Source organism: Streptomyces sp. NPDC031418 (assembly GCF_055581605.1).
Window position 1 is genome coordinate 68483 of the sequence record NZ_JBVIJC010000015.1, and the last position, 25971, is coordinate 94453.

Annotated in this window: 28 protein-coding genes; 21 read left to right on the plus strand and 7 right to left on the minus strand. The window is 71.8% G+C overall.

The window, feature by feature from the left end; genetic code table 11:
- Positions 1-21: 21 nt before the first annotated feature.
- The 7 genes from infA to truA all read left to right on the plus strand — a co-directional run bounded on the left by infA (position 22) and on the right by truA (position 4155).
- Positions 22-243 carry a translation initiation factor IF-1 gene (gene infA / locus ACZ5CZ_RS23000; protein WP_003948620.1) on the plus strand — a complete coding sequence of 74 codons (222 nt, stop codon included), beginning with the start codon at positions 22-24 and terminating at the stop codon, positions 241-243.
- A 63-nt stretch (positions 244-306) separates the two neighbouring features.
- On the plus strand, positions 307-420 hold the full coding sequence (rpmJ, locus tag ACZ5CZ_RS23005; RefSeq protein ID WP_003998809.1) for a 50S ribosomal protein L36: 114 nt from the start codon (positions 307-309) through the stop codon (positions 418-420).
- 196 nt (positions 421-616) lie between these two features.
- On the plus strand, positions 617-997 hold the full coding sequence (rpsM, locus tag ACZ5CZ_RS23010) for a 30S ribosomal protein S13 (protein WP_023547369.1): 381 nt from the start codon (positions 617-619) through the stop codon (positions 995-997).
- 66 nt (positions 998-1063) lie between these two features.
- Positions 1064-1468 (plus strand): 30S ribosomal protein S11, encoded by a 405-nt coding sequence (rpsK, locus tag ACZ5CZ_RS23015; protein ID WP_003956432.1) that lies wholly within the window; start codon positions 1064-1066, stop codon positions 1466-1468.
- 150 nt (positions 1469-1618) lie between these two features.
- The gene (locus tag ACZ5CZ_RS23020) at positions 1619-2641 is read left to right on the plus strand and encodes a DNA-directed RNA polymerase subunit alpha (RefSeq protein WP_024755423.1); all 1023 of its coding nucleotides are present in this window, start codon (positions 1619-1621) and stop codon (positions 2639-2641) included.
- Positions 2642-2735: 94 nt separating this feature from the next.
- Positions 2736-3227: a 50S ribosomal protein L17 gene (gene rplQ / locus ACZ5CZ_RS23025; protein WP_468945522.1), complete on the plus strand. Its 492-nt coding sequence runs from the start codon at positions 2736-2738 to the stop codon at positions 3225-3227.
- Positions 3228-3300: 73 nt separating this feature from the next.
- Positions 3301-4155 carry a tRNA pseudouridine(38-40) synthase TruA gene (gene truA, locus ACZ5CZ_RS23030; protein ID WP_468945525.1) on the plus strand — a complete coding sequence of 285 codons (855 nt, stop codon included), beginning with the start codon at positions 3301-3303 and terminating at the stop codon, positions 4153-4155.
- 1 nt (position 4156) lies between these two features.
- Here the strand turns inward: truA and ACZ5CZ_RS23035 are convergent, their stop codons facing one another.
- Positions 4157-5035 carry a hypothetical protein gene (locus tag ACZ5CZ_RS23035; RefSeq protein ID WP_468945528.1) on the minus strand — a complete coding sequence of 293 codons (879 nt, stop codon included), beginning with the start codon at positions 5033-5035 and terminating at the stop codon, positions 4157-4159.
- Between the two features lie 265 nt (positions 5036-5300).
- Between ACZ5CZ_RS23035 and rplM the strand changes: the two genes are divergently transcribed.
- The 3 genes from rplM to glmM all read left to right on the plus strand — a co-directional run bounded on the left by rplM (position 5301) and on the right by glmM (position 7838).
- The gene (rplM, locus tag ACZ5CZ_RS23040) at positions 5301-5744 is read left to right on the plus strand and encodes a 50S ribosomal protein L13 (protein WP_014674395.1); all 444 of its coding nucleotides are present in this window, start codon (positions 5301-5303) and stop codon (positions 5742-5744) included.
- Between the two features lie 42 nt (positions 5745-5786).
- Complete coding sequence (rpsI, locus tag ACZ5CZ_RS23045) at positions 5787-6299, plus strand: 30S ribosomal protein S9 (RefSeq protein ID WP_103812805.1); 513 nt, start codon at positions 5787-5789, stop codon at positions 6297-6299.
- A 180-nt stretch (positions 6300-6479) separates the two neighbouring features.
- Positions 6480-7838 (plus strand): phosphoglucosamine mutase, encoded by a 1359-nt coding sequence (gene glmM / locus ACZ5CZ_RS23050; protein ID WP_467546105.1) that lies wholly within the window; start codon positions 6480-6482, stop codon positions 7836-7838.
- 67 nt (positions 7839-7905) lie between these two features.
- Here glmM and ACZ5CZ_RS23055 read toward each other — a convergent pair whose 3' ends face one another.
- A complete protein-coding gene (locus tag ACZ5CZ_RS23055; protein ID WP_385843363.1) occupies positions 7906-8856 on the minus strand; it encodes a DUF389 domain-containing protein in 951 nt (316 codons plus the stop codon).
- A gap of 22 nt (positions 8857-8878) precedes the next feature.
- Positions 8879-9847: a type I pantothenate kinase gene (gene coaA / locus ACZ5CZ_RS23060; protein ID WP_385843563.1), complete on the minus strand. Its 969-nt coding sequence runs from the start codon at positions 9845-9847 to the stop codon at positions 8879-8881.
- A gap of 163 nt (positions 9848-10010) precedes the next feature.
- On the opposite strand from coaA, the gene glmS reads away from it, so the two are divergent.
- Positions 10011-11858, plus strand: a complete 1848-nt coding sequence (glmS, locus tag ACZ5CZ_RS23065) for a glutamine--fructose-6-phosphate transaminase (isomerizing) (protein ID WP_385843364.1) — start codon at positions 10011-10013, stop codon at positions 11856-11858.
- A gap of 28 nt (positions 11859-11886) precedes the next feature.
- Here glmS and ACZ5CZ_RS23070 read toward each other — a convergent pair whose 3' ends face one another.
- Positions 11887-12666, minus strand: a complete 780-nt coding sequence (locus ACZ5CZ_RS23070) for an SDR family NAD(P)-dependent oxidoreductase (RefSeq protein ID WP_385843365.1) — start codon at positions 12664-12666, stop codon at positions 11887-11889.
- A gap of 45 nt (positions 12667-12711) precedes the next feature.
- The gene (locus ACZ5CZ_RS23075) at positions 12712-13797 is read right to left on the minus strand and encodes a DUF6183 family protein (RefSeq protein ID WP_468945535.1); all 1086 of its coding nucleotides are present in this window, start codon (positions 13795-13797) and stop codon (positions 12712-12714) included.
- A gap of 62 nt (positions 13798-13859) precedes the next feature.
- Between ACZ5CZ_RS23075 and ACZ5CZ_RS23080 the strand changes: the two genes are divergently transcribed.
- The 6 genes from ACZ5CZ_RS23080 (at position 13860) to tsaE (ending at position 19794) form a co-directional block, all read left to right on the plus strand.
- A complete protein-coding gene (locus ACZ5CZ_RS23080) occupies positions 13860-14231 on the plus strand; it encodes a holo-ACP synthase (protein ID WP_385843367.1) in 372 nt (123 codons plus the stop codon).
- A gap of 51 nt (positions 14232-14282) precedes the next feature.
- Complete coding sequence (locus tag ACZ5CZ_RS23085; RefSeq protein ID WP_468945538.1) at positions 14283-15719, plus strand: NAD(P)H-hydrate dehydratase; 1437 nt, start codon at positions 14283-14285, stop codon at positions 15717-15719.
- Positions 15720-15901: 182 nt separating this feature from the next.
- Positions 15902-16804: a L,D-transpeptidase gene (locus ACZ5CZ_RS23090; protein WP_385843369.1), complete on the plus strand. Its 903-nt coding sequence runs from the start codon at positions 15902-15904 to the stop codon at positions 16802-16804.
- Between the two features lie 47 nt (positions 16805-16851).
- Positions 16852-18015 carry an alanine racemase gene (gene alr, locus ACZ5CZ_RS23095; RefSeq protein ID WP_468945542.1) on the plus strand — a complete coding sequence of 388 codons (1164 nt, stop codon included), beginning with the start codon at positions 16852-16854 and terminating at the stop codon, positions 18013-18015.
- 41 nt (positions 18016-18056) lie between these two features.
- Positions 18057-19316, plus strand: coding sequence for an alpha/beta fold hydrolase (locus ACZ5CZ_RS23100; RefSeq protein ID WP_468945544.1), 1260 nt, complete (start codon positions 18057-18059; stop codon positions 19314-19316).
- Positions 19282-19794, plus strand: coding sequence for a tRNA (adenosine(37)-N6)-threonylcarbamoyltransferase complex ATPase subunit type 1 TsaE (gene tsaE, locus ACZ5CZ_RS23105; protein WP_385843372.1), 513 nt, complete (start codon positions 19282-19284; stop codon positions 19792-19794). The genes ACZ5CZ_RS23100 and tsaE overlap by 35 nt, the downstream gene beginning before the upstream one ends.
- A 357-nt stretch (positions 19795-20151) precedes the next feature.
- On the opposite strand, the gene ACZ5CZ_RS23110 is transcribed toward tsaE, so the two are convergent.
- Positions 20152-20721: a hypothetical protein gene (locus tag ACZ5CZ_RS23110; RefSeq protein WP_468945548.1), complete on the minus strand. Its 570-nt coding sequence runs from the start codon at positions 20719-20721 to the stop codon at positions 20152-20154.
- A gap of 186 nt (positions 20722-20907) precedes the next feature.
- Here ACZ5CZ_RS23110 and tsaB point away from each other — a divergent pair, with 186 nt between their 5' ends.
- From tsaB to ACZ5CZ_RS23130, 4 genes are read left to right on the plus strand one after another with little or no spacing between them, the layout of a single operon-like run.
- Complete coding sequence (gene tsaB, locus ACZ5CZ_RS23115) at positions 20908-21564, plus strand: tRNA (adenosine(37)-N6)-threonylcarbamoyltransferase complex dimerization subunit type 1 TsaB (protein WP_385843375.1); 657 nt, start codon at positions 20908-20910, stop codon at positions 21562-21564.
- Between the two features lie 17 nt (positions 21565-21581).
- The gene (gene rimI / locus ACZ5CZ_RS23120; RefSeq protein WP_385843564.1) at positions 21582-22079 is read left to right on the plus strand and encodes a ribosomal protein S18-alanine N-acetyltransferase; all 498 of its coding nucleotides are present in this window, start codon (positions 21582-21584) and stop codon (positions 22077-22079) included.
- Positions 22072-23163: a tRNA (adenosine(37)-N6)-threonylcarbamoyltransferase complex transferase subunit TsaD gene (tsaD, locus tag ACZ5CZ_RS23125; RefSeq protein WP_385843376.1), complete on the plus strand. Its 1092-nt coding sequence runs from the start codon at positions 22072-22074 to the stop codon at positions 23161-23163. Before rimI ends, tsaD begins: the two co-directional genes overlap by 8 nt.
- Positions 23160-23411: a hypothetical protein gene (locus ACZ5CZ_RS23130; RefSeq protein ID WP_385843378.1), complete on the plus strand. Its 252-nt coding sequence runs from the start codon at positions 23160-23162 to the stop codon at positions 23409-23411. The genes tsaD and ACZ5CZ_RS23130 overlap by 4 nt, the downstream gene beginning before the upstream one ends.
- A 184-nt stretch (positions 23412-23595) precedes the next feature.
- On the opposite strand, the gene ACZ5CZ_RS23135 is transcribed toward ACZ5CZ_RS23130, so the two are convergent.
- Positions 23596-25899: a beta-xylosidase/alpha-l-arabinosidase gene (locus ACZ5CZ_RS23135; RefSeq protein WP_468945553.1), complete on the minus strand. Its 2304-nt coding sequence runs from the start codon at positions 25897-25899 to the stop codon at positions 23596-23598.
- Positions 25900-25971: the final 72 nt, after the last annotated feature.

Genomic DNA, 25971 nt, shown 5'->3' on the forward strand with positions numbered 1-25971 from the left:
AGTCGATTCGAAGGGCGAAGCGTGGCCAAGAAGCAAGGTGCCATCGAGATCGAGGGCACTGTCGTCGAGTCTCTGCCGAACGCCATGTTCAAGGTCGAGCTCCAGAACGGCCACCAGGTCCTGGCACACATCAGCGGCAAGATGCGTATGCACTACATCCGCATCCTCCCTGACGACCGGGTCGTGGTGGAGCTGTCTCCGTACGACCTGACGCGTGGCCGGATCGTCTACCGCTACAAGTAGATCTTGCCCACAGTCCCGCGGTGACGCGGGGCCGCCGGCAACTGACCCGGAGAACCTCACCCAATGAAGGTCAAGCCGAGCGTCAAGAAGATCTGCGACAAGTGCAGGGTGATCCGCCGTCACGGCCGGGTCATGGTCATCTGCGAGAACCCGCGCCACAAGCAGCGCCAGGGCTGACGCACGACCTGAACCCTCTGCACCTCTATCGCAGAGATTCGCGCGACGCGAGCTGAATATGTTCATACGCAGAACCCGAGCCGGAAGATGGCTCGACACCCCCGGTTCGGAGGCCGGGGACCCAGTTCGTACCTGATACGGCGGCTGGGAATCCGGTTCTGCGGAAGACCTCCGAAGAATCACCAGGAGCCATTGAATGGCACGCGTTTCCGGTGTTGACATCCCGCGCGAAAAGCGCGTGGAGGTCGCCCTCACCTACGTGTTCGGCATCGGCCGGACCCTCTCGAAGGAGACGCTGGCTGCGACCGGCGTCGACCCGAACACCCGCGTTCGTGACCTGACCGAAGAGCAGCTGGTCGCGATCCGCGAGTACGTCGACAACAACATCAAGACCGAGGGTGACCTCCGTCGCGAGATCCAGGCCGACATCCGCCGCAAGGTCGAGATCGGCTGCTACCAGGGTCTCCGTCACCGTCGCGGCCTGCCGGTCCGCGGTCAGCGCACCAGCACCAACGCCCGCACCCGCAAGGGCCCGCGTCGCGCCATCGCCGGCAAGAAGAAGCCGGGCAAGAAGTAGTCCGCAGCGGACTCGCCGTCCAGCGGTCTTCGCTGTAGGACCGACCACCTCCCGTAGGAGTTATAGATGCCCCCCAAGGGTCGTCAGGGCGCTGCCAAGAAGGTGCGCCGCAAGGAAAAGAAGAACGTCGCTCACGGCCACGCGCACATCAAGAGCACGTTCAACAACACGATCGTCTCCATCACGGACCCGTCCGGCAACGTGATCTCCTGGGCCTCCGCCGGCCACGTCGGCTTCAAGGGCTCCCGGAAGTCCACGCCGTTCGCCGCGCAGATGGCCGCCGAGTCGGCTGCCCGCCGCGCCCAGGAGCACGGCATGCGCAAGGTCGACGTGTTCGTGAAGGGCCCGGGTTCCGGTCGTGAGACCGCGATCCGCTCGCTCCAGGCCACGGGCCTCGAGGTCGGGTCCATCCAGGACGTCACCCCGACCCCGCACAACGGCTGCCGCCCGCCGAAGCGCCGCCGCGTCTGACGCACCGGCTGCTTCAGGGCTTTTCGGGCGGTACGGCTCCGTAAAAGGGCCGTATCGCCCGTACCCTTGCAGTACCCGCGCTTTTCATGGGCGCGGTTTCCGTCGGACGTCAAATAGCGGGCGTCCACGAATGAAGGATCTGATCCACACATGCTGATCGCTCAGCGTCCCTCGTTGACCGAAGAGGTCGTCGACGAGTTCCGCTCCCGGTTCGTGATCGAGCCGCTGGAGCCGGGCTTCGGCTACACCCTCGGCAACTCCCTCCGCCGCACCCTCCTGTCGTCGATCCCCGGCGCTGCTGTCACCAGCATCCGCATCGACGGCGTCCTGCACGAGTTCACCACCGTGCCGGGCGTCAAGGAGGACGTCACCGACCTGATCCTCAACATCAAGCAGCTGGTCGTCTCCTCGGAGCACGACGAGCCGGTCGTGATGTACCTGCGCAAGCAGGGCCCGGGTCTGGTCACCGCCGCCGACATCGCGCCCCCGGCCGGTGTCGAGGTGCACAACCCCGACCTCGTCCTCGCCACGCTCAACGGCAAGGGCAAGCTGGAGATGGAGCTGACGGTCGAGCGCGGCCGCGGTTACGTCTCTGCCGTGCAGAACAAGCAGGCGGGCCAGGAGATCGGCCGTATCCCGGTCGACTCCATCTACTCGCCGGTGCTGAAGGTCACGTACAAGGTCGAGGCCACGCGTGTCGAGCAGCGCACCGACTTCGACAAGCTGATCGTCGACGTCGAGACCAAGCAGGCCATGCGCCCGCGTGACGCCATGGCGTCGGCCGGCAAGACCCTGGTCGAGCTGTTCGGTCTCGCCCGCGAGCTGAACATCGACGCCGAGGGCATCGACATGGGCCCGTCCCCGACGGACGCCGCCCTGGCCGCCGACCTCGCGCTGCCGATCGAGGAGCTGGAGCTCACGGTCCGCTCCTACAACTGCCTCAAGCGTGAGGGCATCCACTCCGTGGGTGAGCTCGTCGCCCGCTCCGAGGCCGACCTCCTGGACATCCGCAACTTCGGTGCGAAGTCCATCGACGAGGTCAAGGCGAAGCTGGCCGGCATGGGCCTGGCCCTGAAGGACAGCCCGCCCGGATTCGACCCCACGGCCGCTGCCGACGCCTTCGGCGCCGACGACGACGCGGACGCGGGTTTCGTGGAGACCGAGCAGTACTGACCGTACTGACCGGTCGTTGCCGGTGAGCATCCGCTCATCGGGTTCCTGACCCCGGTACCTGACACGGCCGGGGCAGACACACAGGAGAATGAACATGCCGAAGCCCACCAAGGGTGCCCGTCTGGGCGGCAGCGCCGCGCACGAGAAGCTGCTCCTCGCCAACCTGGCGAAGAGCCTCTTCGAGCACGGCCATATCACCACCACCGAGGCGAAGGCCCGCCGCCTGCGCCCGTACGCCGAGCGTCTGATCACCAAGGCGAAGAAGGGCGACCTTCACAACCGCCGTCAGGTGCTCCAGGTCATCACGGACAAGAGCGTCGTCCACACGCTCTTCGCCGAGATCGGCCCGCGCTACGAGAACCGTCCCGGTGGTTACACCCGCATCACCAAGATCGGTAACCGCCGTGGCGACAACGCGCCCATGGCCGTCATCGAGCTGGTCGAGGCGCTGACGGTGCAGCAGACCGCCGTGGGTGAGGCCGAGGCCGCCACCAAGCGTGCGGTCAAGGAGGCCGAGGAGACCAAGGTCGAGGAGACCAAGGTCGAGGACGCGGCTCCGGCCGCGGACGAGGCCACCGAGGCCTGAGGCTCTGCCTGACGCCTGAGCGGGTCCGCCCTACGGGGCGGGCCCGCTTTCGCGTACTTGAGAGGATGTGCACGTGAGCGAAGAAGTACAGCCCGGGTTCGTACGTGTCCGCCTCGACCTGTCCTACGACGGCACGGACTTCCACGGCTGGGCCAAGCAGGCCGGCTGCAAGCGGACGGTGCAGGGCGAGATCGAGGATGCGCTGCGGACCGTCACCCGGTCCCGGGAGAACTACGACCTGACCGTGGCCGGCCGGACCGATGCCGGGGTGCATGCGCGGGGGCAGGTGGCGCATGTCGATCTGCCCGAGGCGGTCTGGCGCGAGCATCACGAGAAGCTGCTCAAGCGGCTGGCCGGGCGGCTGCCCAAGGATGTGCGGGTGTGGGCGCTGCGGGAGGCGCCCAGCGGCTTCAACGCACGCTTCTCGGCGATCTGGCGGCGGTACGCGTACCGGGTGACCGACAACCCCGGCGGAGTGGACCCGCTGCTGCGCAACCACGTCCTGTGGCACGACTGGCCGCTCGACGTGGACGCCATGAACGAGGCCGCGCGGGCGCTGCTCGGGGAGCACGACTTCGCCGCGTACTGCAAGAAGCGGGAGGGCGCGACCACCATCCGCACCTTGCAGCAGCTGAGCCTGGAGCGGGGCGCCGACGGGATCGTCACCGCCACCGTGCGGGCCGACGCGTTCTGCCACAACATGGTGCGCTCGCTGATCGGGGCGCTGCTGTTCGTGGGGGACGGGCACCGGGATCCCGAGTGGCCCGGGAAGGTGCTGGCCGCGGGGGTGCGGGACTCGGCCGTCCATGTCGTACGGCCGCACGGGCTGACCCTGGAGGAGGTCGGCTACCCCGCCGACGAGCTGCTGGCGGCGCGCAGCAGGGAGGCGCGGAACAAGCGCTCGCTGCCGTCGGCGGGGTGCTGCTGACCTACTGGTTGGCGGCCGCCGAGGCCTGGGCCTGACCGCGCCGGTAGATCTGGTTGAAGATGAACTGCTGGAGGTCCTTGCTGACGCGGAAGACCTTGGTGTCCTTGTCGGTGACGTTCTTGCCGCTGGTGAAGCCGCTGGTGGTGAAGTAGGCGTAGCGGCCGACGGCGTTCGTCGTGGTCAGGCAGACCGCGGAGTCGCAGAAGTCCTTGACCCCCTTGCCGGGCAGGGAGCGGACCATGGCGTTCTTGGTGGCCTGCTTGTTGACCTTGGTGGCCTGCGCCTGGTCGTCGAAGACGGCGACGCCGACGGTGACCGCGATGCCGGAGCCGTCGGTGTAGGTGGCGCGGAGCAGCCGGGTGCAGCCGTTGGCGGTGAGGATCTTGGGCAGGGTGCCGCCGGCGGCCGTGGTGCAGCGGGTGGTGTCGGCCGTGAGGCCCTTCTTGTACACCGTCCCGTTCTCGGTCAGCCGGGTGCCCGGGAAGAGGGTGTCGGCGCTGAGCGGGGCGGTGTCCTTCTTGGCGCTGGAGATGAACTCCTTCGGGTCCAGTGGCGGCGGGGCGCTGGTGGGCGCGAAGGAGGGGGTGGCCGAGCCGCTGGGCAGTGAGCCTCCATGGGGGCCGCCTGTGGGGCCGGCCACCGGGTCGTCGTGCTTGTTGGCGTTGACGACGGCCATGGCCACGACGGCGCCGATGGCGACCGTGGCGAGCGCGCCGCCGGCTATGAACAGCACCTTGCGGCGTTTGGTGCGGGTCTCCGAGGCCTCCGCCAGCGCGGCCCAGTCGGGAGTCCCGTCGTCGCCGCCGCTGTTCCACGGCTGCTGGGATTGAGGTTTCCAGGGATCCCACTGAGACTGGGGTCCCCCCTGCCCGTAACTCATGGGGCGCATCTTAGACGGGGGGCGTGTGGTGCGGGGTCCGTCGTACGGCCTGCCTCGTTTTGACCCGTCCGGGGCCAGCCAGGTAACCTGCTTCTTCGTTGTGTATTGGCTTGCTCATTCTCACGGGACGGGCCCTTACACCGGTCCACCGGGCCGATGACCAGCGACCAGCACGCGGTTTGCGTCACCGCAGTGCGGTCAAGGCTGTCGTGATCGTTTCGGTGACCTGTTCAGGACCATTCACTCGAAGCGAAGGCTACGAACCGTGCGTACGTACAGCCCCAAGCCCGGCGATGTGACGCGCCAGTGGCACGTCATCGACGCTCAGGACGTCGTCCTGGGCCGTCTCGCCACCACTGCTGCGACCCTCCTCCGGGGCAAGCACAAGCCGATCTACGCGCCGCACGTCGACGCTGGTGACTTCGTCATCATCATCAACGCCGACAAGGTGCACCTGTCCGGCAACAAGCGGACCCAGAAGATGGCGTACCGCCACTCCGGCTACCCGGGTGGTCTGCGTTCCGTCCGCTACGACGAGCTTCTCGACAAGAACCCTGAGAAGGCGATCGAGAAGGCCGTCAAGGGCATGCTCCCCAAGAACTCCCTGGGCCGTCAGATGCTCTCGAAGCTGAAGGTCTACAAGGGTGACCAGCACCCGCACGCTGCCCAGCAGCCGGTGCCGTTCGAGATCACCCAGGTCGCGCAGTAAGTCCGGCCACCCCCTAAGACTGAAGAGAATCTGAGGAGAATCGTGGCCGAGACCACTGCCGAGCAGCCGCTCGAAGAGCTTGACATCGACAGCTACACCACCGAGTCCGAGGTTCCGGTGGAGGGTGAGTACACCTCCGAGTCCCTCGCCTCGCGCTTCGGTGAGCCCCAGCCGGCTGCCGGCCTGGGCCGCCGTAAGAACGCCATTGCCCGCGTCCGGATCGTTCCGGGCACCGGCAAGTGGAAGATCAACGGCCGCACCCTCGAGGACTACTTCCCGAACAAGGTGCACCAGCAGGAAGTCAACGAGCCCTTCAAGGTGCTCGAGCTGGAGGGCCGCTACGACGTCATCGCCCGCATCGCGGGTGGCGGTGTCTCCGGTCAGGCCGGTGCGCTCCGTCTCGGTGTCGCCCGTGCGCTGAACGAGGCCGACGTCGACAACAACCGCGGCCCGCTGAAGAAGGCCGGCTTCCTGAAGCGCGACGACCGTGCGGTCGAGCGCAAGAAGGCCGGTCTGAAGAAGGCCCGCAAGGCTCCGCAGTACAGCAAGCGCTAAGCTTCGCTGCCTGCTCGTACGTGTACGGGCTTCGGCCCCTGCGTACTCCGAACGCCCCGGCGGCACGCCACTTGTGCCGTCGGGGCGTTCGTTTATCCAAGCCAAGGGCGTATAACGACACAAGACGTTCAGGCGCTCAGAGGCTTGTGTGACCGGCTTGTGTGATCGGATGGAGGACAAGTGGGACGACTCTTCGGCACGGACGGCGTGCGCGGTGTCGCCAACGCGGATCTGACGGCCGAGATGGCGCTCGGCCTCTCCGTCGCCGCGGCGCATGTGCTGGCCGAGGCGGGCACCTTCGCGGGCCACAAGCCGAAAGCCGTGGTCGGACGGGACCCGCGGGCGTCCGGGGAGTTCCTGGAGGCGGCCGTGGTCGCCGGTCTGGCGAGCGCGGGCGTCGACGTCCTGACGGTCGGCGTGCTGCCGACCCCGGCGGTCGCGTACCTGACCGGTGCGCTCGGTGCCGACCTGGGCGTGATGCTGTCCGCCAGCCACAACGCCATGCCGGACAACGGCATCAAGTTCTTCGCCCGCGGCGGCCACAAGCTCGCCGACGAGCTGGAGGACCGGATCGAGGCGGTCTACGAGTCGCACCGCCACGGTGAGCCCTGGGAGCGCCCGACGGGCGCCGGGGTGGGCCGCGTCCGGCCCTACGACGAGGGTTTCGAGCAGTACGTCGGCCATCTGCTGTCGGTGCTGCCCAACCGGCTCGACGGACTGAAGATCGTCCTGGACGAAGCGCACGGCGCGGCCTCGGGGGTCTCGCCGGAGGTGTTCGCGCGGGCCGGTGCCCAGGTCGTGACGATCGGCGCCGAGCCGGACGGGCTCAACATCAACGACGGTTGCGGTTCGACCCATCTGGACCGGCTGAAGGCCGCGGTCGTGGAGCACGGCGCGGACTTCGGGGTCGCGCACGACGGTGACGCCGACCGGTGCCTGGCCGTGGACCACACCGGCGCCGAGGTGGACGGCGACCAGATCCTCGCCGTCCTGGCGCTGGCGATGCGGGAGCGGTCGGCGCTGCGCAGCGACACGGTCGTCGCCACGGTGATGTCCAACCTGGGCTTCAAGCTGGCGATGGAGCGGGCCGGGATCCAGCTGGTGCAGACGGCCGTGGGCGACCGCTATGTGCTCGAGGAGATGAAGGAGCACGGGTACGCGCTCGGCGGCGAGCAGTCCGGGCACGTGATCATCCTCGATCACGCGACGACCGGGGACGGCACGCTGACCGGGCTGCTGCTGGCGGCGCGGGTCGCGGAGACCGGGCGGTCGCTGCGCGAGCTGGCGTCGGTGATGGAGCGGCTGCCGCAGGTGCTCATCAACGTGCCGGACGTGGACAAGTCGCGGGTGAAGACGTCCGGCGACCTGGCCGCAGCCGTCACCGAGGCCGAGCGGGAGCTGGGCCACACCGGGCGGGTGCTGCTGCGTCCCTCGGGGACCGAGCCGCTGGTGCGGGTGATGGTCGAGGCCGCGGACATCGAGCAGGCCCGCTCGGTCGCCGGCCGGCTGGCCGATGCGGTGAAGTCGGCGCTGGGCTAGCCGGCATGGAGTGACTCGGTGGGCAGTGACGGCCCGGTGGCCGCATCGGCCCGGACCGCGCGCTGCACTACGAGAAGCTCCCGGTCTTCGCGGTACGTGCCCGCTGCCTGGCCCAGAACCACTTCTGGGCCAGCAGCGTGAGGGTGCCGGCCAGTACGATGCCGCCGAGGTTGGCGAGGAGCTGCCAGGTCGAGCCCCAGGTCTGGGAGTAGTCGGTGTAGCTGAGGGCCACCGCCGCGTTCGCCGCCGCCGGAACCGTGGTCACCGAGATCGCCACGCCGATCAGCGCACCGGACTTCGCGGACGTGAGGGACAGGGTTCCGGCGATGCCGGCCAGGAAGGCCACGACGAAGGACATCGCGTCCGGTTTCCAGATGAACCCGGTGTTCGGGCGGGCCGCCTCCACCATGGAGCGGTCGAAGTACCCCAGCTGGTCCATCAGCCAGCTGAAGCCCGCCGTCAGCACCATCGCGGCGGCGAATCCGGCCAGTAGCGCCCACAGCGACCGCGCCACCAGGGCCGGGGCCCGCTGCACCAGGGCCGTGGAGATGCCCGCGAGCGGACCGAACTCCGGGCCGACCGCCATCGCGCCCACGATCAGGATCGCGTTGTCCAGCATCACACCGCAGGCGGCGAGCATGGTGGCCACGGCCAGGAACGCGACGTAGGTGACGGAGAGCGTGGACTCCTCGTGCGTGGCGTCCGTCAGCCCCTCCCACAGCACGGCGTCCGCGCCCTCGCCCGGCGCCTCCTGTTCCGCCTTGTCGGCCCGGCGGGACAGCGACAGGTCGATGTTCTCCACCGCGATGGAGCCGGTGCGGTCCAGCTCCAGGCGGCGCAGCTCGGTGAGGAGTTCGTCGCCGGCCTCGCGGGCGACGTCGCAGAGCACCACGTCGCCGACGGGATTGCGGGCGGCTCCCGGCAGGACGACGAGGTGGGCGGTGCCGACCGTCTTCTCGATCAGCCGCACCACCTCGTCCGTCGTGTCGGAGGGGGTGATCAGGCGCAGATGCAGCATGGCGCCCATCCAACCCTGTGGACTACAGCTTGCGCAGCCTCAGCCGCTGCACCTTGTGGTCGGGGCCCTTGCGGACGACCAGGGTGGCGCGGCCGCGGGTGGGGGCGATGTTCTCGACCAGGTTGGGCTTGTTGATCGTCCGCCACTGGGTGCGGGCGTAGTCGAGGGCCTCCTCCTCGGACACCTGGGTGTACTTGCGGAAGTACGAGTTGGGGTCCTGGAAGGCGGTCTGCCGCAGCTTCCGGAAGCGGTTGAGGTACCAGCGCTCGACGTCGTCGGCGGCCGCGTCGACGTACACGCTGAAGTCGAAGTAGTCGGCGAGACCGACCCGGGTGCGGCCGTCCTTGCCGGGCAGGGCGGGCTGGAGGACGTTGAGGCCCTCGACGATCAGGATGTCGGGGCGGCGGACGACGAGCTTCTCGCCCGGCACGATGTCGTAGATCAGGTGCGAGTAGACGGGGGCGGTGACCTCGTCCTTGCCGGCCTTGATGTCGGCGACGAACCGGGTCAGGGCGCGGCGGTCGTAGGACTCGGGGAAACCTTTCCGCGACATCAGGCCGCGGGCCTGGAGCTCCTTGGTCGGCAGCAGGAAGCCGTCGGTGGTGACCCGCTCCACCCGCGGGTGCTCGGGCCAGCGGGACAGCAGCGCCTGGAGGAGCCGGGCGACGGTCGACTTGCCGCAGGCCACGGAGCCGGCGATCCCTATGACGAACGGGGTGCCGGACTGGGAGCCCTGCTCGCCGAGGAAGGTGTTCAGCGCGCCTCTGAGGCCGTCGGTGGCGCCGACGTAGAGATTCAGCAGGCGCGAGAGCGGGAGGTAGATGTCCCGCACCTCCTCCAGGTCGATCACATCGCCCAGGCCCCGCAGCCGTTCCACCTCCTCGGCGGTGAGGGGGAGCGGCGTCTTGTCACGCAGCGCGCTCCACTCGGCGCGGGTGAGGTCGACGTAGGGAGTCGCCTCCGGCCTGTGCCGGTGGGCGCTCCGGGGCATCGAGGAGACCGGTGAGATCACATTCCATTGTTAACGGAGTTTGTACGGCGCGGGGAGGTGGGGTCCGTCACGCCTGCCGGAGCGCTCGTATGGCGGTGGGAATTTCCGAATTCGGGCACGCGGAAGCGGTTTCCGGCGCCGTGTGGACCGTAGGCTGCGGCGCATGTGCGGAATCGTGGGATACGTGGGATCGCAGTCGGCGCTCGATGTCGTGATGGCCGGGCTGAAGCGGCTGGAGTACCGGGGGTACGACTCGGCGGGCGTCGCCGTGCTGGCCGACGGCGGGCTGGCCGCGGGCAAGAAGGCGGGGAAGCTGGTCAACCTGGAAAAGGAGCTGGTCGAGCGGCCGCTGCCGACGGGCTCGACGGGCATCGGTCACACCCGGTGGGCCACCCACGGCGGCCCCACCGACGCCAACGCCCACCCGCATCTGGACAACGCGGGCCGGGTCGCCGTCGTCCACAACGGCATCATCGAGAACTTCGCGGTGCTGCGCGCCGAACTGGCCGAGCGCGGTCATGAGCTGAACTCCGAGACCGACACCGAGGTGGTCGCCCACCTGCTCGCCGAGGAGTTCTCCTCCTGCGCCGACCTGGCGGAGGCGATGCGGCTGGTGTGCCGACGGCTGGAGGGCGCGTTCACGCTGGTCGCGGTGCACGCGGACGAGCCGGACGTGGTGGTCGGCGCGCGCCGCAACTCGCCGCTGGTGGTGGGTGTCGGCGAGGGTGAGGCGTTCCTGGCCTCCGACGTCGCGGCGTTCATCGCCCACACCCGCTCGGCGATCGAGCTGGGCCAGGACCAGGTGGTGGAGCTGCGCCGCGACGGCGTGACGGTCACCGGGTTCGACGGCCGCCCGGCGGAGGTCCGCTCCTACCACGTCGACTGGGACGCGTCGGCGGCGGAGAAGGGCGGCTATGACTACTTCATGCTCAAGGAGATCGCCGAGCAGCCCAAGGCGGTCGCCGACACCCTGCTCGGCCGGATCGACCCGTCCGGCTCGCTGACGCTGGACGAGGTGCGGATCAGCCCCTCCGAGCTGCGCGAGATCGACAAGGTCGTCATCGTCGCCTGCGGTACGGCCTTCCACTCCGGCCTGATCGCCAAGTACGCCATCGAGCACTGGACGCGGATCCCCTGCGAGGTGGAGCTGGCCAGCGAGTTCCGCTACCGGGACCCGATCCTGGACAGCCGCTCTCTGGTGATCGCGATCTCCCAGTCCGGCGAGACCATGGACACCCTGATGGCGCTGCGGCACGCCCGCGAGCAGGGCTCGAAGGTGCTGGCCATCTGCAACACCAACGGCTCGACGATCCCGCGCGAGTCGGACGCGGTGCTGTACACGCACGCCGGCCCGGAGGTGGCGGTCGCCTCCACCAAGGCGTTCCTGACCCAGCTGGTCGCCTGCTATCTGGTGGCCCTCTATCTGGGCCAGGTGCGCGGCACCAAGTGGGGCGACGAGATCCAGGCCGTGATCAGGGACCTCTCGCGCATCTCGGAGGAGGTCGACCGGGTCCTGGAGACGATGGAGCCGGTACGGGCGCTGGCCCGCACCCTCGCCGACAAGGACACGGTCCTCTTCCTGGGCCGGCACGTGGGCTACCCGGTCGCCCTGGAAGGCGCCCTGAAGCTCAAGGAACTCGCCTATATGCACGCCGAGGGCTTCGCGGCGGGCGAGCTGAAGCACGGCCCGATCGCGCTGATCGAGGAGGACCTGCCGGTGGTGGTCGTCGTACCGTCCCCGCGCGGCCGCTCGGTCCTGCACGACAAGATCGTCTCCAATATCCAGGAGATCAGGGCGCGGGGTGCGCGCACGATCGTCATCGCGGAGGAGGGCGACGAGGCGGTGGTCCCGTACGCCGACCACCTGATCCGCATCCCGGTCACGCCGACGCTGCTCCAGCCGCTGGTGGCCACCGTGCCGCTCCAGGTCTTCGCCTGCGAGCTGGCCACGGCGCGGGGCAACGACGTGGACCAGCCGCGGAACCTGGCGAAGTCGGTGACGGTGGAGTAGCGGCGGGGAGCGCGGTCGGTGTGCGTGGTCAGTGGACGGAGAAGCCGCCGTCCACGCAGATCGACTGGCCCGTGAGGTAGGCGGAGGCGCGGCTCGCGAGGAAGACGGCGGCGCCCGCGAAGTCCTCGGCGAGGCCGTTGCGGCCGGTCATGGTGCGCGCGGCCAGCGCCGCGACCCGCTCCGGGTCGGACGACAGCCGCCGGTTGAGCGGCGTCATCACGAACCCGGGCACCAGGGTGTTGACGGTGACGCCGTGCGGGGACCAGGCCTCGGCCTGGGAGCGGGCCAGCGACTCCAGCGCGCCCTTCGACACGCCGTACGCACCGCTCTGTACGAAGGCGCGGTGCGCCTGCTGGGAGGTGATGTGGATGATCCGGCCGAAGCCCCGCTCGGCCATGCCGGGGCCGAACCGCTGTCCCAGCAGGAAGGGCGCCGTCAGGTTCACCGCCATGGTGGTGTCCCAGACGTCCTCGTCCAGCTCGTTCATCGGCGGGCGCAGGTTGATCCCGGCGGAGTTGACGAGGATGTCGGGTTCGCCGAACACCCCGGCCGCCTCCTCGGCCGCCGCCCGCACCCCGGCACGGTCGGTCAGGTCCCCGCTCACCCAGTCGGCCCGGCCGCCGGCCGCCCGCAACTCCTCGACGGTGGCGGCCAGTTGTTCCTTGCCGCGGGCGACGACCACCACCTGGGCGCCGGCCAGCGCCAGCGCCTCGGCGATGGCCCGGCCTATGCCGGAGCTGCCGCCGGTGACGAGGGCGACCCGGCCCTCGAGGGAGAACAACTCGGAGAGATACGTCTGCGGCGTCATGCCTGCAGGCTAAGGGGTGTGCGGGCGAGGGGGCCGGACGGTCCGTCAGTCGGTCTCGCTCGCCGCGAGGACGGTGACCCGGGTGCGGTCCGGGTCCAGACAGGCGAACGCGGTGTCCGTGAAGTCCCAGGTGAACCAGCGGTTGTCGGAGTGCTGGGGGAGGGCGAAACGCAGAAAGCGGAAGTCGGCGGCGCGGCGGATCGCCTCCGCGTGCGGGATTTCCGGACCGAGGTCCAGTACCGCGTACAGGCTCTGCCAGGCGTGCAGCCGGGCGTAGGCGCCGTACTGCGGTTCGCCGTAGCAGCCGCCGCCGAAATCGGCGAGGAAGAGGTCGCCGGCGAGGTCGTCCGCGGTGGTGTGGACCGTGGTGACGGTGTCGCCGGTGGTGGCCTCCAGGCACTCCGCGTCCAGCTCGGCGAGCAGGGCGCCGTTGAAGTCGGCCGGGTCGAGGGGCTCCGGGAGCGCGTAGAACACCGCTTCCTGCTGGGCGAGTTGGCCGAAGCCGCCGGCCGCGGCCGTGGTGCGGGCCGGGTCCGCGATCCGGTGTGCGGCCCGTCCGGCGCGGGCCCCGCCGGCGGTGGGCGGTATCTCGGGGTAGCCGGCGCGCAGGCGCTCCGGGCCGTCCGAGCCGACGGCACCGTGTTCGGTACGGCTGGACAGCCGCATCACCTGCTCGAAGCGGTACGAGGTGAGCGGCAGCCAGGCCAGCGGGTGGCCGAGGTCGCGCAGCCCGGCGCCGTAGGCGAGGTAGGCCGCGTGGTGGCGGGGGTGGTGGAAGCCGGAGCGCAGGGCCAGTTCGTACAGCAGACAGGCGCGGGCCTCGGTCGCCGGGTCGTCGAGGGCGACGGGGGAGTGGGTCTCGAACAGCGGCCGGAGTGTGACGAGGCTGGTCCGCCGGGACAGCTGCCAGGCGATCTGCCGTACCAGCCGCCGCCAGGACTCCGGGTCCCGCACCGCGGCCAGATCCGCGGCCAGCCGTACGGCCCAGTCGGCGGACTCCTGCGCGTAGTGCTCGGCGAGGGCGCGGGACAGCTCGGCGGTCCGGTACCGGTCGGGCGCGGCCAGGGCCAGCTCGTACAACTGCTCCGGGGCGGTGCCCGGGTCGGCGGGCGGACGGGAGGGCTCGGACATCCGGTCACTCTACGGCGCCGCGCCGAGGGTGCGTTGCCCGGTCGCGCCTTAGGGTTCTCGGCATGAGCATCATCGGGGTGGGCATCGACGTCGCCGAGATCGACCGCTTCCGGGCGTCCCTGGAGCGGACGCCGGGGCTGGCCGACCGGCTGTTCGTGGAGCGGGAGTTGCTGCTGCCCGGCGGGGAGCGGCGCGGCATCGCCTCGCTCGCGGCGCGGTTCGCGGCGAAGGAGGCGCTGGCCAAGGCGCTGGGGGCGCCGCCGGGACTGCACTGGACCGATGCCGAGGTGTACGTGGAGGACAGCGGGCAGCCCCGGCTGCGGGTGCGCGGGACGGTGGCCGCCCGGGCGGCGGAGCTGGGAGTGCGCTCCTGGCACGTGTCGTTGAGCCATGACGCGGGCGTCGCCTCCGCGGTGGTGGTCGCGGAGGGCTGAGCGGCCCGGACCGGGTGTGGCGGGCGGGGGATACCGGGCAGACTCGGTTCCATGCGTACTGCGTACAGCGTGGAGACGGTAAGGGCGGCCGAACGGGCCCTCATGGCACGGCTGCCGGAGGGCGCGCTGATGCAGCGGGCCGCCGCCGGGCTGGCCGCCGCCTGCGCCGAACTGCTCGGGCGGGTGTACGGCAGCCGGGTGGTACTGCTCGTGGGCAGCGGCGACAACGGCGGGGACGCGCTGTACGCGGGAGCCCGGCTGGCCCGGCGCGGCGCCGGGGTCACCGCCGTGCTCCTCGCGCCGGACCGGACGCACGCCGGCGGCCTGGCCGCGCTGCGGCGGGCCGGTGGGACGGTGACCTCCCCGGACCGCGCCGAGGACCTGCTGCTGCGGGCCGATCTGGTGGTGGACGGGATCGTCGGGATCGGCGGCAGAGGCGGGCTGCGGCCGGACGCCGAGCGGCTGGCCGGGGTGGTGGCGCGGTCCCGGGCGGCGGTGGTGGCGGTGGACCTGCCCAGCGGGGTGGAGGCGGACACCGGCGAGGTGCGGGGCGCCGCGCTCGCGGCCGATGTGACCGTCACCTTCGGGACGTACAAGCCGGGGCTGCTGGTGGATCCCGCGCGGGAGTACGCCGGTGTCGTACGGCTCGTCGACATCGGGCTCGAACTGCCCGCCGAGGGCGAGCTGGAGGCCTTGCAGCACGCCGAGGTGGCGCGGCTGCTGCCGGTGCCGGCGGCGGAGAGCGACAAGTACCGGCGCGGGGTGGTGGGCATCGCCGCCGGATCCGCGCGGTATCCCGGGGCCGCGGTCCTCGCCGTCTCCGGGGCGCTGCGGGGCGGGGCCGGGGCGGTGCGCTATGTGGGGCCGGCCGGGGACGCGGTCATCGCCCGGTTCCCCGAGACGCTGGTGTCCGACGCCGGACCCGCGAAGGCCGGGCGGGTGCAGGCGTGGGTGGTCGGACCGGGGGCCGGCGAGGACGCGGCGACCGTGGCCGAGGTGCTGGCGGCGGATGTGCCGGTCCTGCTCGACGCGGACGGGCTGCGGCTGGCGGAGCCGGAGTCGGTACGGGGGCGTACGGCGCCGACCCTGATGACGCCGCACGCCGGGGAGGCGGCCGCGCTGCTGGGGGTACGGCGGGAGGAGGTCGAGGGCGGCCGGCTGGCGGCGGTACGGGAGTTGGCGGCGCGGTACCGGGCGGCGGTGCTGCTGAAGGGGTCGACGACGCTGGTCGCCGAGGCGGGGGGCGCCGGGGCGGTGCGGGTGAACCCCACGGGCACGGGGTGGCTGGCCACGGCCGGGAGCGGGGATGTGCTGTCCGGGCTGGCGGGCTCCTTGCTGGCGGCGGGGCTGTCGGCGCGGGATGCGGGGAGTGTGGGCGCGTATCTGCACGGCCTGGCGGGGCGGTTCGCGGCGGCGGGGGCGCCGGTGGGGGCGCATGACGTCTCGGACCGCATCCCGGAGGCGTGGCGTGATGTGCGGGGCGTGTGAGGGTGTGCGCGGTGCTGTGGTTGGGCGGGGGTGGGACAGGGCGCTGCTCGCTGAGAGGTGCCGCTGCGCCCACCCGTGCCGCCCCAGCGGCACGACTGCCCGCAGCTCGGGCTCCGCTCCACCCGGGTGACCTTCCCGCGCGCCACCGCTGAACCGGCGGAGCCCCACGCTTGGCTGAAGAGGTGATCAGCAGACAAATCGCACAGCGAGGCCTCGCCGTGCTGCTCGCGGCAGCGGTGACCCTTCCCGCCGGGGCCCTCACCGCAGCCGCCGAGCCCGCGGCGGCGCACCCCGTCTCCCCGACCCCCACCACCGACCTCGTCCCGGGTGTCGCCCCCCGTCCCGGTCAGCCCTGGCAGATCGACACGCCCGACCAGGCGTTGCCGCCGAAGGTGTACACGCCGAGCCGGCAGGAGGACGCCGTAGAGCCCAGGGACGCGGCGCCGGGGACGTACGACCTCATCGAGTACGTGCCCCTGAACGACGCCGTCGCCAAGGTGACGTGCAGCAAACAGGCCGGCCCCTACCAGCGCCAGGTCGAGCGCTGGCTGAAGCTGAAGGTGGACGGCAAGCAGTCCGCCTCCGACTGCAAGGCGATCCGCGCCTTCCAGATCACCTACAAGATCAAGCCCGCGATCGGCTTCGCCGGGCCGGTGACCTGGTCGACCATGATGCTGCTCTCGGCGAAGAAGAACCCGAACGCGGCCAAGAAGTGCCCGGTGCGGTCGTACCGGGTCGCCTGCGTCGATCTGGACCGTCAGCTCACCTGGGTGCAAAAGGGGTCGAAGGTGGTGTTCGGCCCGGTGCCGATCCGCAGCGGCCGCAAGGGATATGTCACCCGCAAGGGCTGGCACACCATCTACTGGCGGCACAAGAACCATGTCTCGACCCTCTACAACCAGCCGATGCCGTACGCCCAGTTCTTCGACGGCGGCCAGGCCTTCCACGCCGTCTACGGCAGCATCTACACCACCGTCGGTTCCATGGGCTGCGTCAACCTCAAGCTCGCCGACGCGCGCAAGCTGTGGGATGTCACGAAGAAGGGCGACCACGTGTATGTGTGGGGGCGGCGCCCGGGTACCTGAGACGGCACCCGAGGCCCCGTTCGGGCCTCTGAGAGACTGGGGGCGCGATGAGTGAGACAGCAGCTGTGCCGACCGCCCCCCTGCGCGCCCGCGCCGAGATCGATCTCGGCGCCCTGCGCGCCAATGTGCGGACCCTGCGCGCCCGGGTGAACGGCGCCGCCCTGATGGCCGTCGTCAAGTCCGACGGTTACGGCCACGGGGCGGTGCCCTGTGCCCGCGCGGCCCTGGAGGCCGGTGCGACCTGGCTCGGCACGGCCACGCCCGAGGAGGCCCTGGCGCTGCGCGCGGCCGGGCTGCCGGGCCGGATCCTGTGCTGGCTGTGGGTGCCCGGCGGCCCCTGGCGGCAGGCGATCGAGGCGGACATCGACGTGTCGCTGAGCGGGATGTGGGCCCTCGAGGAGGTCGTGGCGGCCGCCCGGCAGGCCGGCCGGGTCGCCCGGGTGCAGCTCAAGGCGGACACCGGGCTCGGCCGGAACGGCTGCCAGCCCGGCGCCGACTGGGCCGAACTGGTCGCCGAGGCGCTGCGCGCCGAGGCCGCCGGGCTGGTCCGGGTCACCGGCCTGTGGTCGCACTTCGCCTGCGCCGACGAGCCGGGCCATCCGTCCATCGCCGCCCAGCTCGCCGGCTTCCGGGAGATGGTGTCGTACGCCGAGCGGCAGGGCGTGCGCCCCGAGGTGCGGCACATCGCCAACTCCGCGGCCGCGCTCACCCTCCCCGAGACCCACTTCGACCTGGTCCGCACGGGCGTCGCGATGTACGGCATCGCGCCGAGCCCGGAGCTGGGCACGCCCGCCGACTTCGGGCTGCGCCCGGTGATGACGCTCAGCGCCTCGCTGGCGCTGGTCAAGCATGTCCCGGGCGGCCACGGGGTGTCGTACGGCCACCACTACGTCACCCCCGGCGAGACCACCCTCGGCCTGGTCCCGGTCGGGTACGCGGACGGCATCCCGCGGCACGCCTCCGGCACCGGCCCGGTGCTGGTCGACGGCAAGTGGCGGACGGTCGCCGGGCGCGTCGCGATGGACCAGTTCGTGGTGGACCTGGGCGGCGACGAGCCCGCGGTGGGCAGCCAGGCCGTGCTGTTCGGGCCCGGGGACCGCGGTGAGCCCACCGCCGAGGACTGGGCGCAGGCCTGCGGCACCATCGCGTACGAGATCGTGACGCGCATCGGAACCCGGGTTCCGCGCGTCTATGTGAACGAGCACGCGTAACCCGTCCGGGCGAACTGCGGTACGGCGAAGAGGAGCGGTACGTGAGCGAGAGCAGTGCGGAGGCCGTGGCGGACGTCGTGGCCTCGGCGGCCGCCGCCTCCGCCGCGGGGGCGGCCGGGAGCTGGCGCAGGGCGACCGGCCTCGCCGGAGCCGCGATCGGCGTGCTGGCCGCGGGAGCGGCGGCCGGTGTCGCCCTGGAGCGGATGACGGTCGGCCGCGGGGTGCGCCGCAAAGCACGGCTGGCGCTGGACTCGGCGGGGCCGTACGGCACCCTGCGCGGCACCCCGGGCAAGGCCGTCGCCGACGACGGCACCGAGCTGTACTACGAGGTCGACGAGGTCGAGCCCGACTCCGGCGCGCAGGTCTCGCCGCGCCGGCGCCGGCTGTTCGGCCGCAAGGCGCCCGCCCCGGTCACCGTCGTCTTCTGCCACGGCTACTGCCTCAATCAGGACGCCTGGCACTTCCAGCGGGCGGCGCTGCGCGGGGTGGTCCGGACCGTGCACTGGGACCAGCGCAGCCACGGGCGCTCCGGGCGGGGCGTGGCCCAGACCCGGGACCGGGTGCCCGTCACCATCGACCAGCTCGGCCGCGATCTGAAGGCCGTCCTGGACGCCGCCGTACCGGAGGGGCCGATCGTGCTGGTCGGCCACTCGATGGGCGGGATGACGGTGATGGCGCTCGCCGCGCACTTTCCCGAGCTGATCCGGGACCGGGTCGTCGCCACCGCGTTCGTCGGCACCTCCTCCGGCCGGATGGGCGAGGTCAACTTCGGGCTGCCGATGGCCGGGGTCAACGCGATCCGCCGGATACTCCCGGGGGTGCTCAGGGCGCTCGGGCAGCAGGCGGAGCTGGTGGAGAAGGGGCGCCGGGCCACCGCCGACCTGTTCGCCGGGATCATCAAGCGGTACTCGTTCGCCGGGCGGGACGTCGATCCGGCGGTCGAGCGGTTCGCCGAGCGGATGATCGAGTCCACCCCGATCGACGTGGTCGCCGAGTTCTACCCGGCCTTCACCGAGCACGACAAGACCGAGGCGCTGGCCTGCTTCCGGGAGCTGCCGGTGCTGGTGCTGGCCGGGATGCAGGACCTGGTGACGCCGAGCGAGCACAGCGAGGCCATCGCCGGCCTGCTCCCGGACGCCGAGCTGGTGCTGGTGCCGGACGCCGGGCACCTGGTGATGCTGGAACACCCGGAAGTGGTCACCGACCGCCTCGCCGACCTGCTCACCCGCGCGGGTGCGGTACCCGCAGGGGCTACGGTTATGGGCTATGGAAGCACCAGCAGCACCGCACCTCCCCGCTGAGACCCGCCTGACGATCACCTCGCCCGAGCAGATGCGCGAGCTGGGCCGCCGGCTGGCCGCGCTGCTGCGCGCGGGCGACCTGGTGATGCTCAGCGGTGAGCTGGGGGCGGGCAAGACCACGCTGACCCGGGGACTCGGCGAGGGCCTGGGTGTGCGCGGCGCGGTCACCTCGCCGACCTTCGTGATCGCCCGGGTGCACCCCTCGCTCGGCGACGGTCCGCCGCTGGTCCACGTGGACGCCTACCGGCTCGGTGGCGGCCTGGACGAGATGGAGGACCTGGACCTCGATGTCTCGCTGTCCGACTCGGTGATCGTCGTGGAGTGGGGCGAGGGCAAGGTCGAGGAGCTGACCGAGGACCGCCTCCAGGTCGTCATCCACCGTGCCGTCGGCGACACCACCGACGAGGTACGGCATGTGACGCTGACCGGGCTGGGCGCGCGGTGGACCGGCTCGGACCTGGCCGCCCTGACCGTCTGACCCGTTCGGCGTCCGACCCTTTCGGCGTCCGACCTTTTCCGACAGGCCGTCGGCAACCTGTTGCGCGGGACCTCCGGGCGTGATGACATGGTATCCAGCCCTTGGTTAGGTATGCCTAACCGCGCCCGCCCCCGCACCTCAGGAGGCGTCCATGACCGACGTGTCGATGAGCGACCTGCTGGCGTCGTGCGCGGCGGCGGACGCGATTTCGAGGGCTCCGGAACCCCCCGAAGGCGGGACACCCCCGCAGCCCCCTGCGGACCATGGCCCTGCGGACCATGGCCCTGCGGACCATGGCCCTGCGGACCATGGCCCTGCGGACCGCGACCCTGCCGACCGTGCCCACCGTGACGCCGCCTAGCGGATCACGACCACCCGCACCCCGATCGTGGCGAACTTCCACATCGCGTCGCCGTCCTCCCGGTTCTCCCGGATGCCACCGGTCTTGACGCCCGGCTCGGGCCCCGCGCCGGAGCCGGAGTCGCCGCTGCCGACCGCCGCGCTGAAGCCGATCGCCACCCCGTCCACGCTGGTGAACCGCACCACGTGTTCGACGGGCAGCCCGTCCGTGCCGGTGATCGCGTTCGAGCGGGACGACACCCAGTAGGTGCCCGGCAGCGGGTCCAGGGTGCCCGGGAACACCGGGAACGAGCGCTCCACCCGGCCGCTCTCGCCGACCAGCCAGACCCGGTCGTCGTCCACCGAGTACACGACCCGCTCACCCGCGCCGGAGCCGCTCGGCAGGGCGGTCGGGTTGTGCCGGTCCCGGGGCGCCTTGCTGGCGGCCGCCGACGCGGACGCGCCCGGCGCCGGCCTGCCGCCCAGGCCCGCCGGCACGGTCGCCTGGGCCTGGTAGGCGAGGAAGCCGACGGCGCCGACGGCCGCCGCGGTGAGAGCGGCCACGATCCCCGAGCTGGTCCCTGCCACCTGCGCCCACCTCTGCTCGCACCGAATGCCGGACAAGAAATGCCGGACAGGAAATGCCGGACAGGATTGCCGGACAAGAGTTGTCATATGTCGTACTTCGTGACGTACTCCGTACAGACCGTAGCAGCCGGTGACCGTGCGCCCCGGACGGGCGTGCGCGAGCCGCGGGCGCCGTAGGCTGTTCGCGTGCTCTTGCTCGCTCTGGATACCGCAACACCCGCCGTCACCGTCGCGCTGCACGACGGCACGGACGTCATCGCCTCGTCGAGCCAGGTGGACGCGCGCCGGCACGGAGAGCTGCTGCTGCCGGCCGTCGACCGCGTGCTCGCCGAGGCCGGGCTGAAGCTGGAGGCGGTCACCGGGATCGTCGTCGGCATCGGACCCGGCCCCTACACCGGCCTGCGCGTGGGGCTGATGACCGCCGACACCTTCGGGCTCGCGCTCGGCGTCCCCGTGCACGGGGTCTGCACCCTGGACGGCCTCGCCCACGCCGCCGACATCGAGACCGGCCCCTTCGTCGTGGCGACCGACGCCCGGCGCAAGGAGGTCTACTGGGCGAAGTACGCCGACTCGCACACCCGGCTGACCGATCCGGCGGTGGACCGCCCGGCGGACATCGCCGAGCAGGTCGCCGGGCTTCCGGCGGTCGGCGCGGGCGCGCTGCTCTACCCGGACACCTTCCCGAGCGTCCACGAGCCCGAGCACGTGTCCGCCGCCGCGCTCGCCTCGCTCGCCGCGGCCCGGCTGGCGGCCGGCGAGGAGCTGCCGGCGCCCCGCCCGCTGTATCTGCGCCGCCCGGACGCCCAGGTTCCCAAGAACTACAAGGTGGTCACCCCGAAGTGACGGTACGACTGCGCGAGATGCGCTGGTGGGACATCGACCCGGTCCTGGAGCTGGAGAAGGACCTGTTCCCCGAGGACGCCTGGTCCCGGGGCATGTTCTGGTCCGAGCTGGCGCACGCGCGGGGCCCCGAGGCGAGCCGCCGGTACCTGGTGGCGGCGGAGGACGGCCGGATCGTCGGATACGCCGGGCTCGCCGCCTCCGGCACCGGGTCCGACAGCGGCTCCGCCGCGGTCGGTGACATCCAGACCATCGCCGTCGCCCGCGACCTCCAGGGCACCGGCCTCGGCGCCCGGCTGCTGACCGAGCTGCTGCGGGCCGCGACCGCCTTCGAGTGCACCGAGGTCATGCTCGAGTGCCGGGTCGACAACGTCCGTGCCCAGAAGCTCTACGAGCGCTTCGGCTTCGCCCCCATCGGGTTCAGACGCGGCTACTACCAGCCGGGGAACGTGGATGCCCTGGTCATGCGCCTGACCGACCCCGCCTCATCTGTACAAGGAACCGAGATCAATGGCTGACGAACCGCTCGTCCTCGGCATCGAGACCTCCTGCGACGAGACCGGCGTCGGCATCGTCCGCGGCACCACCCTGCTGGCGGACGCCGTCGCCTCCAGCGTGGACGAGCACGCCCGCTTCGGCGGTGTCGTACCGGAGGTGGCGTCCCGGGCGCACCTGGAGGCGATGGTCCCGACCATCGACCGCGCGCTGAAGGAGGCCGGGGTGAGCGCCCGGGACCTGGACGGCATCGCCGTCACCGCCGGTCCCGGGCTCGCGGGCGCCCTGCTGGTCGGGGTCTCGGCGGCCAAGGCGTACGCCTACGCCCTCGGCAAGCCCCTCTACGGCGTCAACCACCTCGCCTCCCACATCTGCGTCGACCAGCTGGAGCACGGCCCGCTGCCCGAGCCGACCATGGCCCTGCTGGTCTCCGGCGGCCACTCCTCGCTGCTGCTGTCCGAGGACATCACCGCCGACGTACGGCCCATGGGCTCGACCATCGACGACGCGGCCGGCGAGGCCTTCGACAAGATCGCCCGCGTGCTGAACCTGGGCTTCCCCGGCGGCCCGGTCATCGACCGGTACGCGCGCGAGGGCGACCCGGAGGCCATCGCCTTCCCGCGCGGCCTGACCGGCCCGCGCGACCCCGCCTACGACTTCTCCTTCTCCGGTCTGAAGACGGCCGTGGCCCGCTGGATCGAGGCCAAGCGCGCGGCCGGCGAGGAGGTCCCGGTCCGGGACGTGGCCGCCTCCTTCCAGGAGGCCGTGGTCGACGTGCTGACCCGCAAGGCCGTCCGCGCCTGCAAGGACGAGGGCGTCGACCACCTGATGATCGGCGGCGGGGTCGCGGCCAACTCCCGGCTGCGCGCCCTCGCCCAGGAGCGCTGCGAGGCGGCCGGCATCCGGCTGCGCGTCCCGCGCCCCAAGCTGTGCACGGACAACGGCGCGATGGTGGCCGCGCTGGGCGCCGAGATGGTCGCCCGGAACCGGGCCGCCTCCGCCTGGGACCTGTCGGCCGACTCCTCCCTGCCGGTGACCGAGCCGCACGTGCCCGGCCACGACCACGACCATGTGCACGAGGTCAGCAAGGAGAACCTGTACTCGTGACGGTCGCGCTGATGTGGGAGGCCCGGGCGGCCGAGGGGCGCGGCGGGCGGCTGCTGGACTGGGTGCGCGCGCAGCCCCTCGCCGCCGAGCCGGTGCGCCGGGAGACCTTCCGGGCGCCGCAGGACCGGGTGCTGGTCATCACCTGGTGGGACGCGCCGTACGACGCGGAGCTGCCCGAACTGCCCGAGCCGGACCCGGAGCTGGTGACCCGGGCGGTGCACCGCTGGCGGTTCGAGCAGGTGAGTTGACGGACCGGGCCGCACTTCCGCTATGATCATCTCACCGCGAACGGCCGGAACACCGGCCCGGACGCAGTGCGTTGGTGGTCCAAGGAAAGACGTCCCGCTTCCTGCGGGGAGATGCAGGTGCAAGGCCTGCCCGGCGCTCCATCCGAGACCCGCCTCCGAATCTTCGGAGGCGGGTCTCGTCGTTTCAGGACCCGTCGAGGAGCGTCTCGCAGCGCAGCCGGCGCTCCGCGCCCACCACCCGCACCGGCCCGGTCAGTTCGAGCCGCGCCGTGTGCCGGATCTCCGCGCTGGAGGCGCCCAGCCGCAGCTCCAGCGCGCCCGGCTCCACCACCCGCGTCCCCGTGCCGTCCGTGAAGGCGGACAGGTCGGCGTGGAAGCGGAAGGTGAGCCGGCGGGACGCGCCGGGGGCGAGGTCCACCCGCCGGTATCCGATCAGCCGTACGTCGGGCCGGGTCACGCTCGCCACCGGGTCGTGCAGATACAGCTGGACGACCTCCGCCCCCTCACGTTCTCCGGTGTTGCGGACGGTCAGCGAGAGGTCGCAGGTGCCGTCCGTGGAAACACTTGTTTCCGTCGCCTGGACGTCCTCCCAGGCGAAGGTGGTGTACGACAGGCCGTGCCCGAAGGGGTACAGCGGGGTCGGGTCCAGGCTGCTGACGTCGTTCGGCAGGCCGAGCGGCGGCTGGAGGTAGGTCCACGGCTGGCCGCCGGGCACGCGCGGCACGCTCACCGGCAGGCGGCCGGAGGGGTTCACCCGGCCGGACAGCACCCCGGCCACCGCAGGGCCGCCCTCCTCCCCGGGGAAGAAGGCCTGGACCACCGCGCCGAGCCGCCCGTGCCAGCGGCCGAGGGCGTACGGCCGTCCGGTCAGCAGCACGAGGACGACCGGGACGCCGGTCTCGACCAGCGCGTCCAGCAACTCCCCCTGCACGCCCGGCAGGCTCAGGTCGGCGACGTCGCAGCCCTCGCCCGAGGTGCCCCGGCCGAACAGGCCCGCCCGGTCGCCGAGCACCGCCACGCACACGTCCGCCTCCGCCGCCCGGGCCACCGCCTCCGCGAACCCGGCGGTGTCCGGCTCCGCGACGCCGCAGCCCTCGGCGAACGTCACCTTGGCGTCCGGCAGTTCGCCGCGCAGCGCGTCCAGCAGGGTCGGGATCTCGATGCCCAGCGGGACCTCGGGGTGCTGCGGCAGGACATGGGAGGGGAAGGAGTAGCAGCCGAGCATGGCGAACGCGTCCGCCGCACGCGGCCCGACGACCGCGATCCGGGCGTCGGGGGCCAGCGGCAGCGCGCCGCCCGGGTTGTCCAGCAGGATCACCGACTCCTCGGCCAGCCGGCGGGCGAGGGCGCGGTTCGCCGCCGAGTCCAGGTCGACCGGGCCCTCCGGCTCCGGCCGCCAGTCCTCGTCCAGCAGGCCCAGTTCACACTTCTGCACCAGCACCCGGCGGGCCGCGCGGTCCACCAGCGACTCCGGGATCCGGCCCGCGCGGACGGCGGCCACCAGCGGGGTGCCGTAGCACTTCAGGGTGGGCAGCTCGACATCGATGCCCGCCACCAGCGCCCGGTGGGCCGCCTCCTCCTCGTCCGCCGCCACCCGGTGCAGGGTCTGGAGGAAGGCGATGCCGAAGTAGTCGGCGACCACCGTGCCGGTGAAGCCCCACTCCTCGCGCAGCACATCGGTCAGCAGCCGCGGGTCGGCGGAGACCGGCACCCCGTCGGTCTCCGTGTAGGCCGCCATCACCGACCGGGCGCCGCCCTCGCGCAGGGCCATCTCGAAGGGCGGCAGGGTGAGGTCCGCGAACTCCCGGACGCCCGCCCGGACCGGCGCCAGGTTGCGGGCGCCCGCCGAGGACGCGTAGCCGGCGAAGTGCTTGAGCGTGGCCACCACGCCGGCCGACTCCAGGCCGCGCACATAGGCCGTGCCGACCGTGCCGACCAGGTACGGGTCCTCGCCGATCGTCTCCTCGACCCGTCCCCACCGCGGGTCGCGGACGACGTCCAGCACCGGTGCCAGGCCCTGGTGGACCCCGGCCGAGCGCAGATCACGGCCGATGTGCCGGCCCATCTCCTCGACCAGCTCCGGGTCGAAGGAGGCGCCCCAGGCGAGCGGCACCGGGTACGCCGTCGCCTGCCAGGCGGTGAACCCGGCCAGGCACTCCTCGTGTGCGACGGCCGGGATGCCGAACCGGCCGGCCCCGGCGATCCGGCGCTGGGCGCGGGCCAGGGCCCGGGCGGCGACGTCCGGCTCGACCGGGGCCGTGCCGAAGGAGCGGGTCAGCTGGCCCAGGCCGAGGGTGATCAGCTCGTCCCAGTCGTAGGCGGCGCTCATCTCGCGTTGCAGGGGGGCGACTCCGTCGCCGTCCGTGGCGGCGCCCACCCACACGCCGTACAGCTGGGCGGCCTTCTCCTCCAGGGTCATCCGGGAGAGCAGGTCGTCCACGCGGGCGCCGGCGGGCAGGTCGGGGTCGCGCCAAGGGGCGGTGGTCATGGAACTCCCGTCTGACTCAGCTGGACTCTTGGCTGTGGCTGTTCGGTTCTCTGTACGGCGACTACGAATGTT